The following is a 15652-nucleotide window of genomic DNA, read 5'->3' on the forward strand; positions in this document are numbered from 1 at the left end:
TTCTCCGGGACGGCCGCGTATCAAGCGGGCCGGAAGACGGGGAGGGCGAACCCGCCGTCGTCCGAGGCGCCCGTCGCCCCCGCGCTGCGGAAGTGCACCACCAGCGGCATCCCGATCCGCAGCGCGGGCTCGGGGCAGTCGACGATCTCGGTCATCATCCGCGGGCCTTCGGCGAGATCGACCACAGCCGCGGTGTACGGGACCCGTTCGCCGAAGGGCGGGAGGTCATTGCGGTGCACGACGGACCAGGTGTAGAGGGTGGCACGGCCGCTGGCCGGTTCCCAGCCGACGTTCTCGCTCCAGCAGTACGGGCAGAACTCGCGCGGGTAGTGGTGCGCCAGACCGCACCCCTCGGCCCGGCAACGGCGCAGCAGCAGTCGCCCTTCGGCTGCCGCATCCCAGTACGGGCGGGTGAAGGCGTCGCTCTCCGGCAGGTCGAAGCGTGCCACGGTCCGCGCGCCGGCCGGCACCGCGTTCCGCGCGTCGGCCGCACTGGGGGCCCTGGCCGCCTTGGCGGTTCCGGTGGAACCGGTGGGACCGGTGGATCCGGTGGGACCGGTGGATCCGGTGGGACCGGCGGGACCGGTGGGACCGGTGGGACCGGTGGGACCGGTGGGACCAGTAGACCCGTTAGAGCCGGTCATCACTGGAACACCCCCGTCGAAGTGTCGAGGGACCACGTCCCACCGAGCCAGATCGTCTGCATTCCGCACACCCTTCCGCACCCGGCAATGGATCCTGACGGCACGTCAGTTCAGCCGATGCGCGGCGGGGCCGCAAGGGGACGGACCCGGAGCCGGAGCCGCCGTCGGGGAGCCCCTCACTTCACCCCCCGGCATCAACCCACCCCACCGCCGCCCAAGGTTTACCGTGCATCCATATTCCTGACGGAGCGTCAGTTCCAGTAACCTGACTACGTGTCAGGTAATCAGAGCCGTCTCAGAGGAGCGGGCGTCTGCGATGCTTGGATCGACTCACGGCACCCTCACCACGCACTCCCGGCCGGCCCGCGTCGTGGCCTGTGGGGAGCAACGACCACACACCGTCCACGGCACCAGTGAACCGCACCCCGGCGCCGGTGGACAGGGCGCCGACGCCCTCGACCGCGATGTCAGCGGGCGTCCGCTGGAGGCTCCGGTGCCCGACCTGGACCGGTTCTTCCGGCCCGAGTCCGTGGCGGTGGTCGGCGCCTCGGACAGCGCGGGCCGCCCCAACACCGGCATCACCCGCCAGCTGATCGCCTGGGCGGAGAGGGTCGGAGCCCGGCTCCACCCCGTCAACCCGGGGCGCGCCGAGGTCTTCGGGCGGCCCTGTCACGCCACCGTCGCCGATCTGCCGGAAACCGTCGATCTCGCCGTCCTGCTCGTCGGCGACCCGCTGCCGGTCATCGAGCAACTCGCCGAGGCCAAGGTGAAGTTCGCCGTGGCCTTCGCCTCCGGCTTCGCCGAGACCGGCGAGCGCGGCGCGGCTGCACAGGCCCGGCTGGCCGAGGCCGTCACACGCTCCGGCCTGCGGCTGCTCGGACCGAACACCAACCTCAACGCCTTCGAGAAGTTCCGCACGGACCTCGACGGCCCGGCCATCGCCCTCATCACACAGTCAGGCCACCAGGGCCGGCCCGTCTTCAGCCTTCAGGAACTGGGCATCCGCCTCTCGCACTGGGCCCCCACCGGCAACGAGGCCGATCTGGAGACCGCCGACTTCCTCTCCTACTTCGCCACCCGCCCCGAGGTCGGCGCCATCGCCGCGTATGTGGAAGGGCTCAAGGACGGCCGCAGCTTCCTCCTCGCCGCCGACCGCGCCGCCCGCAACAAGGTCCCCGTCGTCGCCGTCAAGGTCGGCCGTACCGAGACCGGCGCCCGGACGGCCGCCTCGCACACCGGCAAGCTCACCGGCGCCGACGCGGTCGTGGACGCCGCGATGCGCCAGTTCGGGGTGATCAGGGTGGACGGGCTCGACGAGTTGCAGGACACCGCGGCGCTGCTGGCCCGCGCCCGGAAGCCCCTCGCCGAGGGTGTCGCCGTCTATTCGATCTCCGGCGGCACCGGCGCCCACTTCGCCGATCTGGCGACCGCGGCGGGGCTGCGGCTGCCCACCCTCGGCGACGCGAAGCAGACCGAACTGCACCAGTGGATACCCGACTATCTCAGCGTCGCCAATCCGGTCGACAACGGCGGGCACCCGGTCGGCGACTGGCGTGGACCCAAGATCATCGATGCGCTCCTGGCCGACCCGTCCATCGGCGTCCTGATCTGCCCGATCACCGGACCCTTCCCGCCGATGAGCGACAAGCTGGCGCAGGATCTGGTGGACGCGGCGGAGCGCACGGACAAGCTGGTGTGTGTGGTGTGGGGCTCGCCGGTCGGCACGGAGGACGCCTACCGCAGCACCCTCCTCGGCTCCTCGCGGGTGGCGACCTTCCGCACCTTCGCGAACTGCATCACCGCCGTCCGCGCCTACCTCGACCACCACCGCTTCGCGGCCGGCTACCGCTCCCCCTTCGACGACGCCCCGCGCGCCCTTTCCCCGTCCGCACGCAAGGCGCGGGCCCTGATGCGTCCGGGCCAGCAGCTCAGCGAACACGCGGCCAAGCAGCTGCTGCGCGCCTACGGCATCCGGGTCCCCCGCGAACAGCTGGTGACCAGCGCGGCGGCGGCCGTACGGGCGGCGAGCCTGGTCGGCTACCCCGTCGTGATGAAGGCCTCCGGGCCGCAGCTGGCGCACAAGACCGAACTCGGCCTGGTGAAGGTCGGTCTGACCTCGGCAAGCCAGATCCGGGACGCCTACCGCGAGCTCACCGACATCGCCCGTTACGAGGACGCCCCGCTGGACGGCGTGCTGGTCTGCCAGATGATCGAGCGGGGCGTCGAGATGGTCGTCGGGGTCACCCGGGACAGCCTCTTCGGGCCGACCGTGACCGTGGGCCTGGGCGGGGTCCTGGTGGAGGTCCTGCGGGATGTCGCGGTCGGCGTACCACCCTTCGGCGAGGACCAGGCGCGCGCGATGCTCGGCGAACTCCGCGGCCGCGCCCTCCTGGACGGCGTGCGCGGCGCACCGCCCGCGGACGTCGATGCGCTGGTCGAGGTGGTGCTGAGGGTGCAGCGGATGGCCCTCGAACTCGACGGCGAACTGGCCGAGCTGGACATCAATCCGCTGGTGGTCCTGGAGCGCGGCCAGGGCGCCGTGGCCCTCGACGCACTCGCCGTCTGCCCCTGACCGCACCGGCGCGTACGCCCGCCGCCACCAGACGGGCCACCGCCGCCCCGCCGCCGGCCACCGCCGATTCGCCGGACCCGGCGCCCGCCGCCACGCCCGCGCCCACCACTGCGACCACCCGGCCGCGGCCCGGCGCAGGCACCCCGGCCGTCCCCTTTGGAGCCGCTCCCCCATGTCCCGCTCACCGTCCCCCTCTTCCGTTCCCCCCGAAGCGCCCGGCGAGCCCGCCGGGCCCGACGGCCGCGCCGCTCGCGCCGGCTCCGCCGAACGCACGGGCCCCGTCGACTCCTTGATACTCCACGCCACTGACAACGGCGTCTGCTGGCTCACTCTCAACCGGCCGGAGGTGCTGAACGCCCTCACCCCGGACCAGCGCGAACACCTCATCGGCCGGCTCTCCGACGCCTCCGCCGACCCCGACGTACGCGCCGTCGTCCTCACCGCCACCGGCAAGGGCTTCTGCGCCGGCGCCGATCTGCGCGGCGCACCGTCCGCCGAGGAGCGGGTCGCCGGCGATGTCGCCCGGCTGATCCGGCACGGCGCGCAGCGGCTCATCACGGCGGTGCTGGACTGTGAGAAGCCGGTGATCGCCGCCGTCAACGGCACCGCGGCCGGGATCGGTGCCCATCTCGCGCTCGCCTGCGATCTGGTACTGGCCGCCGAATCGGCCCGTTTCATCGAGGTGTTCGTCCGCCGCGGCCTGGTCCCGGACGGCGCCGGCGCCTACCTCCTGCCGCGGCTGATCGGCCCGCAGCGCGCCAAGGAACTGCTGTTCTTCGGGGACGCCGTACCGGCCGCGGAGGCGGAACGGCTGGGGCTGGTCAACCGGGTCGTCCCGGACTTCGAGCTGAGGACCGTGGCACGGCAGTGGGCCGAGCGGCTGGCGGCCGGCCCGACCCGGGCACTGGCCCTGACAAAACAGCTGGTCAACGCCTCTCTCGACAGCGACCGGAGCACGGCTCTCACCGCCGAAGCCACCGCCCAGGAGATCAACATGACGACGGCCGACGCACAGGAGGGGGTCGCCTCCTTCGTGGCGCGCCGCAACCCGGCATACCGGGGACGCTGACCAGAGACGCCCTACCCCACCCCATCCGGGCACTCCGGCACCTCACGGGTGTTGCGGGTCCGCACCCCCGGCAGCCATCCCCGTACGCCCTGCCCGCTGGTGACCAGATACCAGCGGGTGGAGGTGACGCCCTCCTCGTCGCGCACCATCCGGCCGTCCGTCACCACACAGCGCGCGGCCAGGTCATCGCCGTGCCAGACCCGGCCGGCGGAGTTGCCGCGGGCGGCGTACGCGGTGCGCGGGTCCTTGGCCAGCCGCAGCGCGCACTCCAGGGAGCGGCCCGCGCGGCACGCCCGTTCGCTGTTGTAGACCGTGATCTTCACCGTCGGGGGCGGCCCGGCCGGCCGCACGGACACGGGCCCGGGACGCATCAGCCACCACACCCCCAGCAGCACCGCGGCCACCGCGGCCGCCACCGTGAGCGCGACCGCATACGGCCGCCTCCGGGGCAGCGCCACCACGGCGGGCGCCGGCCCGGAGCCCGATTCCCTGATGCGGTCCCACAGTCCGGGCGGTGTCTCGATCTCTTCGTCCGCGCGCCGCAGCCGTGCGCGCAGCAGCGCCTCGGGATCGTCCCCGGCGCCGTCCCCCCGACCGCCGCCGGCGTCCCCTCTGCCGCCGCCCGCGCCGCCGTCGTAGCGTGACCCCACACCCACCGCGCCGCTCACCTCCCGGCCTGCCCGTGCTCCGATTCAACGAGGTAGGCGCGCAGCCTGTCCAGCGCACGGGCGCGATGGCGGGCGGCGGTGCCCCGATGCACCTTCATGATCTTCGCGGCCTGGTCGAGGGTGTAGCCGTCGAGGTCGACGAGGATGACGATGCCGGCCTGCCGGTGCGACAGCTTCCCCAGCAGGCGCACCGCCTCGATCTCGGCCTGCCGGCGCTCCACCCCGCCGTCCCAGCCGCCGGCCCCCGGGTCCGCAGCCCCGCCCGCACCGGCCTCCTCGACCTCCTCCATGCCGTCGACCAGCACCTGTCGCCGGTCCTTGCGGTACGCGTCGCGGGCGACGTTGAGCACGGCGGTGAAGGCGTAGGCGTACGGCTCCGGATGGGCGAGGAAGCGCTGGGGGCGGCGGGCGAGTTTGAGGTACGCCTCGTGCACCACGTCCTCCGCGGACTGCCTGGACCCGGCCAGCATCACCGCCCTCCGGTAGAGGCGGGGCAGCAGCCCACAGAAGACCTCGTCGAAGGTGGGTGACGCGGCGGACGAAGCTGACGTCGGTCTCGCATCGGCCATGTACCGGAACTCTCCCCCGTGTTCGGCTACGGACGCGGCCGTGCTGGACGCTACCCGTGCGGACGACACGCAATCAGGAATCCGCCGACCAATCTCGCGCGAATCCACCGGGATCGGATCCGATGCGCCGGTAAACCACACGTGCGGGTGGCCGCCACCGGGCGACCGCGGGTGGCCGCCGGCGCCCCACACCTTCACATCTGACGCTGCATCAGGTTCACTGAAAGGCATGATGGGACATGCGGGAATGGCAGCCACGGCCGTGCGGTACCTGCGCTCCGTCGGCGCGCCCACCACGGCCGCCGCACCAGCCACCTCCGCCGCCTCCGCACCGCCGCGGCCCGCGCTGCGCGCCGTGCGCGACGACGAGCGCGCCCCGCTGGATCCGGCCGAATTCCGCGCCGTATTGGGGCACTTCGCCAGCGGCGTCACGGTCATCACGGCCCCCGGAGAGCCGGAGCCGGCCGGGTTCGCCTGCCAGTCCTTCGCCTCGCTGTCCCTCGACCCGCCGCTGGTGGCGTTCATGGTGGGGCGTACGTCGACCACCTGGCCCCGGATCGCCCGCGCCGGCGTGTTCTGCGTCAACATCCTCGGGGCCGGACAGGGCGCGCTCTGCCGCGGGTTCGCGGTCAGTGGTGGCGACAAGTTCGCGGGGGTGCGGTACCGGTCGGCGCCCGCGACCGGTGCGCCACGCCTCGCGGACGTCCCTGCCTGGATCGACTGCACGATCCATGCCGTGCACACCGGCGGCGACCACCTGATCGTTGTCGGCCGGATCGACGCCCTCGGCACGGACCCGCACGCCGCCGCCTCCGGTCCGCTCCTCTTCCACCGGGGCACCTTCGGACGCCTCGCGCCCTGAGCGCGTCGCCGGGACACCGACCCGCCAGAAGTTTGCCCTACTCCTTTCCCACGTGAAAGGCGTAGCTACTGCCGTGGAACTCCAGCGTCACGCCCGTGACACCGGAAAGGTCAACTCCCGGGTTGGCCGACGGCTCCACCTCGATCTGCCATGTGGCGAAGGGGCCGACGGGCGCATACGTCTGGCTGCCCGGATCCCGGATCGGCTCGATTCCGAAATCGGCATCCTGGAATATGCGACCGCTGGCCAGATCGTACATGAAATTCTTCACAACAGGCTCGTGATCGAATTCAAATTCACTCCCATTGGTTCCCACAATAGTCTCGGGACCGGTGTGGGTGATACGAACTCGAAGCTGGTTACTGCGAGTTCTGGCACCCTTGATCCACGCCCTTACCCGGCTGACTCGCACATTCGACATCCGCGCGAAAAGGCTTTCCTCAAGATCCGTTTCGGCCCGCGCGAGAACAGGGGAGACCGTGATGTTGCGGCACTCTCGGAACATTTCCACCTGGTAGTCCGGGATCTCCAGGAGCAGACCTTGGTCTCTCGGTTTCGCCGGGAACGGAGTGCTGCCGGTGCCGAATTTCTCAACGGCCTGGCCGTAGGCGTTCAGGATGGTGTTGCTCGCGTGGACCAGGGCTGCATGGCCGATGTCACTGACACCCTTGTCGCCGTATGCCTCGGCTATGAGGTTCCGGTCCGACAGAGCCCAGAACCGGTAGGCGCGGGCGGTCAGGTTGAGCGTGCGCATGATGTGGTCGCGGCTCGCGTAATAGAGGCGCGACACAAAGCTGACAAGATCGGGGAGGCCTGGGTCCATCGTGGCGAGGGCCCGTTCGTCGAGTGCGGCGCTCCGCTCTTCGGTGGCCTTGATCGTGCTGGCGTCACGGGCGGCCAGAATGATCGCGGCGTTGTAGCGCAGGATCTGGTTGTTCCGCTCCTGGATCTTCTCTATGTAGGCGGTAAGTGCCTCCTCAACCTCACGCAGCTCATTCCCCATGGAATTCTTGAACCGCTGGAAGGTGTTGCGAAACTGGGTCTCTTCGGCTATCAACTTGCCGGCACCAGGATCTTCCGGCTGGTATGTTCCGTTGTCCAGAGACCGGTAGCCCTCAAGCAGTGCGTCAATGTCTCCACCCACCGTCTTGGCCTCGCGGATGAGATAATCCCTCTTCACCTCCACGCCGGATTCGTCGGCGAGGGTACTTGTGCCCTGGTACAAGAACCCGCCGGCCTGCATCAGCATCATGAACTTGGATTCGGGCGCGAAGGCCAGCGTGGTGAGCGCCGACACCAGATGATCGAATTCGAAATCGAATTTCGCATGCAGCCGGTCCGTGAACTCCGCGATCTTGACATCAAGCCTCGCCCTGAGATCCGGAAGTACCGACTCGTATCCGGCGATAATGAAGGCCATTCCCGGAATCGTGGCCTGGACAAGCCTGAGCCGCTCTCTCGCCTCCGCGACGGTGGCCGTGTTCTGCTCTCGCGCATTCCGTATCTGGTCCATCGAGGCCGCGTTCCGGACCAGCTTTTCGAAGTAGGCGTGGTAGTTCCGCTCGATGTCGTCGAAGTTTCCGATCATCCTGTCGAGCGTGTCCTTGTAGAACTGGAAAGAGCCGAGCGGCACCGTATGCGGCTCGTATCCGTAACTGTCCTGCCCACTGTGCAGCTGGGCCAGGAGGGCCGTGCACTGGACATGGATGTGGCGGAGTTGCGCGACCGCGTCAACGGTTCCGAACCGCCTTTCGCGCTCTGCGTAGTAGCGCGCCAACGGGCTGCCGTCCCGGAGCCCGGCGAACAGCTCGGTACGGTCGTGCAGGCGCGACAGCAGACCGGAAAGGTCGGTGACCGCCTGCGGGTCATTGACGGGGTCCAGTACCAGGTAGCGCAGCCGGATGGCTTCCAGCAAGCGGGCGCACTGGCTGGGGTGTACGAGGAAGAAGGACGGGAAGTCGCTTCCCGCGAGCTCCTCCGGGCTGCCGAACACGACGACGGCCTTCGATCCTTGCGGGCCCTTCTTGCCGTCGTGACCCGGCGGCGCGCCGGGACCGTACGTGCCGTAGGCACCGCCCGATACGTCGATGGCCGCGGTGGCGGCAGCGCGGCAGGCGGTCGTCGCGCCCTCCAGATGTACGCCCGCCGTTGTCAGCAGCCGCACCACGTCATCGCGCGTGGTCGCGGCGGTGGCCGCCTTCAGACCGGCGAGGGCCTCGTTCCAGCCGGGCAGGCCCGTGAGGTCCGGCCACGACATCGCCAGCAGGTTGCCGATCGCCTGCTTCTGCTGTTCCAGGGTGGGCAGCCGGACGACACCGCGGAGTCGTCCGGCCAGTTTGAGCGGAACCAGTCCGGCCAGCAGGATCACGCTCCCGCCGGCTGCGCCGTCTCCGCCGTCTCCGCCCCGTGTCTTCAGGCTCCGCTGGCCGGGCCCGCCGTCTCCGCCCGCCGCAGCGAGTGCGACAGCCGGCATTCCGTCCGGGGTGTCCTCCAGGTACACCGCGAGCTGCTGTCCCGGCCGCCCGTCGACGCCCCGCTTGCCGGGCATGTTCTGATCGTTGTTGACACCGGGCACGTCCACGTCCCGGCCACCGGAGGTGGACAGGCCCGCGTGGTTCACGGGGGCGAGCGTGTTCACCGAGATGATGGCGCTTTCGCAGGCGAAGGTGCCGTTGAGGAGCAGCGACTCGGCGAAGAGACAGACCGTGGTGCCGGCATAGGTGTCACCGATCTCCGAGCCCTTGCCCAGGCTCAGCGCGTCGTCGACGCTCAGGATGAGCCGTGTGCCCTCGACCGTGACGGCTTGGAAGCACTCCAGGGAGCTCGTGAGAAGCGAGGCGTGGGAGTCGGTCATACCCTCTCCCGCCGGAAGATGCCCTCGCTGGCTTCGCGGTGCCGGCGCTCGGCTTCCTGCTCCCCCGCCCTGCTGGCCTCGCGCTCGACCTCGGCAGCCTGCCTCTCCTGTTCTATCCGCTCTGCTTCGCGCTCTTGCGCCTCCAGCGCATCCGCGAGCCTTTTGATATCGGCCTCCAGGTGTTCAGCATCCTGGCGAAGGCGTTCACTCTCCTTCTTGAACGCCGGATCGTCGGGCTTCAACCTTCCCTGCTGGTCCCGGACCTTCGTCAGCTCGGCTTCCCTGGCGTTGCGTTCGGCCGCTGTCCCACCGCTCATCTGCCGCGCGGCGGCAGCCGCACGCTGGAGCTGGAGCGCCGTCTCCTCGAAATGGTGCTGCCGTTCTTTCAGCAATACTTCTGCCACGACGGATTGGCGGTAGCCCCGCTCAGCGAGCTGATGCACTTTGGGCGCCACGAGAGAGCGGATGAGCAACGAGCGAACACCCTCGGCCGCGAGGTTTTGGCGAAGAACAACGTAGTCAGGCCGTGCCGCGGCAGCTGCGAACACGCAATTGGTCAGGACTTCCACCACCCGGCCGTCAACCGTTGCCGCAGTGACCTCGCCCACGGCGGAGTGCACGGGTGCATCGAGGATGTCCGAGTGATCGTGCAGGTACTTGCGTGTTTCGGTGCCGATCTCCGCGTCGACGGCACGCGCGGTGTACAACCAGTCGATCTCCTGTGCCAGGTGGGCCACCCGCTCCTCCGCCTGGGCCAGCTGAGCTCGCCAGTCGCGGGCCGGAACGATGGCGGTACTGGTGTCGAACGTGTCGTTGTACAACATGTCATCGATCGTCACGACCGCTTGCCGCCGCTGGTCGTCGGGGCGGACGAAAAAGGTGGCGCGGCCCTGCGGACTCAGTGTGGTGACCGGCTCTCTGGTCCTGGCGCGGATCACCACGTTGACCGACTGCCGGTCTCGCACGGACGTGGTCTGGAAGAACCGGAAGCCGACCTCAAGTGCCGCATTGCCGATGGCACGTGTGAAGCTGGCGTCTTCCGACGCCATGTAAAGCGACTGCACCGTGTCGGCGTCGGTGAAAGCCTCCGGAGCAATCTTTCGGGCCCGGCTGAGGATGGCTTCCATCAGCGGGTCCTGCGGACCTTGGTACGTGAGGTCGAGGCCAGGGTAAGGGGTGCCGAGCGGGGGCGTGCAGGTGTACAGGAACATCGTGCGCAGTGAGGAGGCGGGCGCCTTGGTCCATTCCGGAGCAAGGGGGGGCTGGCCGGGCGGGCTGGGCCGGTACTCGTAGTAGGCGACCTCCTCCTGTGCCGGCACAGGACGGTCCATATCCTGGTAGTACTGGAGCTCTGGGAAGGCGGTGGGCCCCGGCCCTTCACCTTCCTGGGAGAAATACAGCCCCTGCTGCCCACCGCCGTCCGGGCCCGATCCCGTCCATCGGTTGTCAAGGTCCTGGCTGAGCGGCGTCCAGACCGTGCGTCCGCCCGCCTCCTGCTGACCGGCGAAGTCCCGATAGCTGACGTACCGGTAGAGCGCCTGGTTGGGTGCCATGCTTCTGATTCGCCCCACCACATCGTCGCTTTGCTGCCGGAGTATTTCGCTGGCCGCCTGGAAGGTGGCCCGGTAGATCGCGGAATTCGTGACTTTCGGCATCCTTTCCTCCTCACGAGACTGCTGTGTGCAGCGTCGGCTCTTGGTATGCGGAACATCGGGAAGGGTTGATCATGCCGCCACGATCTTGCCGACGATCAGAAAGTCGTGGGGTGTACCGAGTCCGGCATGGCTGTCGACTTCGATCATCTGCCGGCCCGGCTCCAGCAGGTTGGTCTCAAGGAAGTAATCCAACCCGCGCTGTGAGAAATTGATTCCGGGAATCTGTAGGGTCATCTGCCCGGAATAGAAGGGTGGCGGAGTCTCCAAGCACCCGCCGAGCCTTTCCAAGAAGCTGCAAGAGTGTTTATTGATCCCCACCACGAAGTCATCGCGTGTGAACTTGAATTCCGGGAAGTCAATACCCCGGTTTGTCACACTGAAGGCCTCTGCCGCCTTACTCAGGTCGATGGTGACGTCCACGCCCCCATAATGTCCCGTCTGCCCTTCCCCAGCCGTCCATTCGGACCAGGAGGACTCCGCCCTGCCCGTCCATTTCGCCGTGGCCTTCCCGTCGGAAAGCTCTAGTTTCAGCGGGAAATCCTTCATGCTGAGCCGCAGTCCGGTGTAGCAGTGACCGCCGAAGATCCATTGTTCGTCCTCCCCTTCACGGATCACCGAAACATCCTTCGAGAGCGAGAGGAGCGCACCCCGTGCGCAGCTTTCGACTTCCACGGTGAATCCTTCAGCCTCAAACTTGGGCTTGAAGAACGCGTTGGTCACCAGGTCATGCGACAGGATGATGCTCGCGGTGTAACCGGTGGGCACGGGCGACATCTGCCGGCCGCCCGGCTGGAAGGACGGGGCGGCGTTTCCCGCGGGATTACCGCTCTCCGCGGTCTGGATGAAAAGGCTCAAACACCCGGCCCCCTCCTCGCCGGTCGAGGCGAAAGCGAAGGACTTCGGTGTGAACAGCTTCGCGTCCTTACTTGGCTGACTGTTGTCGACCCCCGCGAGTACGTAGGCCACCTCGGCGACCTCGTTCTGGAAGTACTCGCTCAGCTTCGGCAGGAAATAGGTCGTCAGAATGTCGCCGGGAGGGCCTTGTCCTGGGGGCGGCTGAACTTGGAAGACTGTTCCCTTGCTGTCATTGCGGAAGTGCAGCACGACATGGCGCGTCGAAGGTCCGCCATGCTCAAACCTGACGACATTCCCCTGGTCGACCACGTCACCGGCGTCGCCGGAGAGCGCCGCCAGTGGCACTATCGCCACCACCGAGTATCCGTCCGGAATCTCCGCGCTCCGCGACGGTTTTTCCGCCCCCGCCGGCGTCACGGCGTAGCGGGACCCGGCGCCGATGGGCATCGTCAGACGGACGACATCGGCCCGGCCGAGAATGAAGTTCATCGTGGGTGTCTGGAAGTTGACCGTGTAGTCGATCCGGAAGTCGTCACCGGTGATCGGATTGGTTCCCGTGGTCGATATCGAAACCAACTCGACGAGCTCTCCTTGTTCGTATCTCTTCTTCAGGAAGTCGTTGAGCTGCCCCTCGGAGTAGGAAACGACGATGTCCCACTCGTTCGCCGTCGGCTGGCCGTTCATCGCGGAGACAAGCTCCGTCAGCGTCTTCTGAGTCATCGTTGGCAGCTTTCCGCCAAGGGGTGACATAGCGGTCTCACGCGCCGGTATGGGGAGCCGGCTCCCCGCGGCGGGGGAACGGTCCGGAGTCGGCGGTCAGTTCAGCGGTCACCTCGATGCCGGCTTGTCTGCCGGGAGCAGTGATCGCTGAACCTGCCGGTCCACCAGGCAGAGCGAGAACCACGATCTCGCTCCCCAACCCCCGCCCACCAGGCGCGAAGTCGTCAGCCCCGCTTGGCTATGGTGATCATCACGTCTACGGGCTGCTGGTTCGGGTCTTCAGGGGAAGGAACGATCTTGACGTGCGCACGGCCGGGTTGCAGGGCATTGGCGCCGCAGGTGAATACCCCGTCGCCTGGTTCCGTGTGCCCCGGGATGACTTGCAGCACGTCCGGGTGATTGGTGCTGATCTTCGCTTTCGCGGGGTCTTCCAGGTGCGCGAAGTAGAAGTGCGCGCCGACTCCGCCCGTCGCGGTCTTGTCGTTCCGGTCCACGATGATCGGCGGGAGGACGGGACGTATGGTCGTCTCGGCTTGCGTTCCCATGACAGGCAAACCTCCGTCTGCTAGGAGACATCAGCGGACGGCTCGGCCCGGTACCGGCTCGGTCTCGACGGGATCGGCCTTGCTCGCCTTGGCCGTTACAGACGCGGCAGCGACGACAAGCTGATGTCGCCGACCAGGTCGCGCAGCTGTCCGCCATCCCAGGTTGCGAGTGCGAGGCAGGCGCTGCAACTCGGGCGCCGATGACGTGGACCGGCTGCCGGAGCATCGGTCGGCCGCATCCGGTGGTGCGGTGAGCGGAGCACCGGACGGCACCCCTGTACGGAACGCGTGGCCGGAAGGCCGGGCAGGATCGGGCCGGTGCCGCAGCACCTACCCGAACATCAACACCCCCCGCGCCACCCGCCCGTGGTGCGCGTCGTCGGCCGCCTTGGCGAAGTCCTCCACCGGGTACGTCCGGGTCACCAACTCGTCCAGCAGGAGCCGCCCTTCGCGGTACAGCCGGGCGTACAGCGCGATGTCCCGCTGCGGTCGCGACGACCCGTAGCGGCAGCCCAGGATCGACTTGTCCAGGTACATCGACGACACCAGGAACGAGGCCTCGGCGGTGGCCGGCGGCACCCCGAGCAGCACCGCCTGGCCGTGCCGGTCCAGCAGATCGACGGCCTGCCGGATCAGCCGGGTGCTGCCCACGCACTCGAAGGCATGGTCGGTGCCGGTCGGCAGGATCGCCTTCACCGCCTTGACGCTGTCCGCCACCGCCGACGCGTCGATGAAGTGCGTCGCCCCGAACTGCCGCGCCACCGGCTCCTTGGCGGGGTTGGCGTCCACCGCCACGATCGTCGACGCCCCGGCGATCCGCGCTCCCTGGAGCACATTGAGGCCGATGCCGCCGGACCCGATCACCACGACCGAGTCGCCGCGGTCCACCTTCGCCCGGTTGAGCACCGCCCCGACCCCGGTCAGCACCCCGCACCCGATCAGCGCGGCCGCCGCCGGCGGAATGTCCTGGGGGATCTTGACGGCCTGCACCGCCTTGACGACCGTACGCTCCGCGAACGCCGAGTTCGACGCGAAGTTGAACAGCTCGGTGTCCCCGCGCCGGAACGGCTTGCCGGGCATCCCGATCGCCTTGCGGCACATCGTCGGCCGCCCCCGGTCGCACTCCGCACACGCCCCGCAGTTGGCCAGCGTCGACAGCGCGACATGGTCGCCGGGCACCACATGGCCGACGCCCGCGCCCACGGCCTCCACCACCCCCGCCCCCTCGTGCCCCAGCACCACCGGCACCGGGAACGGAATGGTCCCGTCGATCACCGACAGATCGCTGTGGCACAGCCCCGCGGCCCGGACCCCGACCAGCACCTCGCCCGGCCCCGGAGCCCGTACCTCCAGATCGTCCACGACCCGCGGCCGCTCGCCGTCGAAAATGACGCCCTTCATCGCCGCTCCACTCTGGTCATTCACCGCTCCGCTCTGGGCAGGCCGAGCACGCGCTCGGCGATGATGTTGCGCTGGATCTCGTCCGAGCCGCCGTAGAGGGTGTCGGCCCGGGTGAACAGGAACAGCCGCTGGAACGCGTCCAGTTCGTACGGCGCCTGCGCGCTCCAGTCGACGGGCCCCAGCGCGGCCGCGGCGCCCCGCACCCGCATCGCCAGCTCCCCCAGCCGCTGATGCCAGCCGCCCCACAGCAGCTTCGCCACGCTCGGCGCACCGGCGTCCCCGGCCGCGCCCAGGGTCCGCAGCGCGTTCCACCGCATGACCCGCAACTCGGCCCATTGGGTGAGGAGTTGGTCACGCAGCACCGGATCGCGCAGGGTCCCGCCGCGGACCGCGGCGGCGATCACCGCCGAGAGCTCCGCGGCGAACCCGATCTGCTGCACCAGCGTGGAAACCCCCCGCTCACACGCCAGCAGCCCCATCGCGACCCGCCAGCCGGCCCCCTCGCCGCCGACCACGTGCCCGGCCACCGCGCCGTCGAAGAACACCTCGTTGAACTCCGCCGTCCCGGACATCTGCCGGATCGGCCGCACCTCGATCCGCCCCGGCTGGTCCATCGGCACCAGCAGGAACGAGAGCCCCCGGTGCCGCCGCTCGGCCGGATCCGTCCGCGCCAGTACGAAGCACCAGTCGGCCTCCCTGGCCAGCGAGGTCCAGATCTTCTGCCCGGTGACGCGGTACCCGGCGCCGTCGCGGACCGCGACCGTCCGCAGCCCCGCCAGGTCCGACCCCGCGTCCGGCTCGCTGTAGCCCTGGCACCACAGCTCCTCGCCCCGGGCGATGGCCGGCAGGAACCGCCGCCGCTGGGCCTCGTCCCCGTAGGCGAGCAGGGTCGGCGCCAGCAGGTTCTCCCCGATGTGTCCGACCCGCCCCGGCGCCCTGGCCCGCGCGTACTCCTCGGCCCAGACGACCTGTCGGGTCAGGCTCACCGGCCGGTTCCCGTAACGGCCCGCCGGGCAGTCCCACCCGAGCCCGATCCAGCCGCCGGCCCCCAGCTCCCGCTCCCAGGCCCGGCGCACCGGTGCCCCTTCGTGCTCGCTGCCGGGGCCGCCGCGCCCCGCCCACTCGGCGTACGGCCCCACGAGATGACACCCGAGCCAGTCACGGGCCTCCGCCCGGAACCGGTCGTCCGCACGCCCGAAACCGAAGTCCACGTCGACCTCCCCTGCCCCCCCACCGAC

At 69.3% G+C, this 15652-nt stretch carries 12 protein-coding genes; 3 read left to right on the forward strand and 9 right to left on the reverse strand.

What is annotated here, in order from left to right; genetic code table 11:
* Positions 1–20 precede the first annotated feature (20 nt).
* Complete coding sequence (locus EST92_RS17515; protein WP_254068883.1) at positions 21–449, reverse strand: OB-fold domain-containing protein; 429 nt, start codon at positions 447–449, stop codon at positions 21–23.
* Between the two features lie 511 nt (positions 450–960).
* Between EST92_RS17515 and EST92_RS17525 the strand changes: the two genes are divergently transcribed.
* Positions 961–3216, forward strand: a complete 2256-nt coding sequence (locus EST92_RS17525) for an acetate--CoA ligase family protein (RefSeq protein WP_129281847.1) — start codon at positions 961–963, stop codon at positions 3214–3216.
* A gap of 172 nt (positions 3217–3388) precedes the next feature.
* Complete coding sequence (locus tag EST92_RS17530) at positions 3389–4285, forward strand: enoyl-CoA hydratase-related protein (protein WP_254068884.1); 897 nt, start codon at positions 3389–3391, stop codon at positions 4283–4285.
* Between the two features lie 11 nt (positions 4286–4296).
* Here EST92_RS17530 and EST92_RS17535 read toward each other — a convergent pair whose 3' ends face one another.
* On the reverse strand, positions 4297–4941 hold the full coding sequence (locus EST92_RS17535; RefSeq protein WP_254068885.1) for a hypothetical protein: 645 nt from the start codon (positions 4939–4941) through the stop codon (positions 4297–4299).
* An 8-nt stretch (positions 4942–4949) separates the two neighbouring features.
* Positions 4950–5522 carry an RNA polymerase sigma factor gene (locus EST92_RS17540; protein ID WP_129281849.1) on the reverse strand — a complete coding sequence of 191 codons (573 nt, stop codon included), beginning with the start codon at positions 5520–5522 and terminating at the stop codon, positions 4950–4952.
* Between the two features lie 247 nt (positions 5523–5769).
* On the opposite strand from EST92_RS17540, the gene EST92_RS17545 reads away from it, so the two are divergent.
* The gene (locus EST92_RS17545) at positions 5770–6384 is read left to right on the forward strand and encodes a flavin reductase family protein (RefSeq protein WP_129281850.1); all 615 of its coding nucleotides are present in this window, start codon (positions 5770–5772) and stop codon (positions 6382–6384) included.
* A gap of 37 nt (positions 6385–6421) precedes the next feature.
* Here EST92_RS17545 and EST92_RS17550 read toward each other — a convergent pair whose 3' ends face one another.
* The 6 genes from EST92_RS17550 to EST92_RS17575 all read right to left on the reverse strand — a co-directional run bounded on the left by EST92_RS17550 (position 6422) and on the right by EST92_RS17575 (position 15625).
* Entirely contained in the window at positions 6422–9238 is a 2817-nt protein-coding gene (locus EST92_RS17550) for a hypothetical protein (RefSeq protein WP_129281851.1), read from the reverse strand.
* Positions 9235–10893: a hypothetical protein gene (locus tag EST92_RS17555; protein WP_129281852.1), complete on the reverse strand. Its 1659-nt coding sequence runs from the start codon at positions 10891–10893 to the stop codon at positions 9235–9237. Before EST92_RS17555 ends, EST92_RS17550 begins: the two co-directional genes overlap by 4 nt.
* A 69-nt stretch (positions 10894–10962) precedes the next feature.
* Positions 10963–12468, reverse strand: coding sequence for a hypothetical protein (locus tag EST92_RS17560; protein ID WP_129281853.1), 1506 nt, complete (start codon positions 12466–12468; stop codon positions 10963–10965).
* Positions 12469–12692: 224 nt separating this feature from the next.
* Complete coding sequence (locus EST92_RS17565) at positions 12693–13013, reverse strand: hypothetical protein (RefSeq protein ID WP_129281854.1); 321 nt, start codon at positions 13011–13013, stop codon at positions 12693–12695.
* Between the two features lie 330 nt (positions 13014–13343).
* A complete protein-coding gene (locus EST92_RS17570; RefSeq protein WP_129281855.1) occupies positions 13344–14414 on the reverse strand; it encodes a Zn-dependent alcohol dehydrogenase in 1071 nt (356 codons plus the stop codon).
* Between the two features lie 20 nt (positions 14415–14434).
* Positions 14435–15625, reverse strand: a complete 1191-nt coding sequence (locus EST92_RS17575; protein WP_129281856.1) for an acyl-CoA dehydrogenase family protein — start codon at positions 15623–15625, stop codon at positions 14435–14437.
* Between the last annotated feature and the right edge of the window lie 27 nt (positions 15626–15652).

The organism is Streptomyces sp. TM32 (assembly GCF_004122755.1).
In the GTDB taxonomy this organism is placed as follows: domain Bacteria; phylum Actinomycetota; class Actinomycetes; order Streptomycetales; family Streptomycetaceae; genus Streptomyces; species Streptomyces sioyaensis.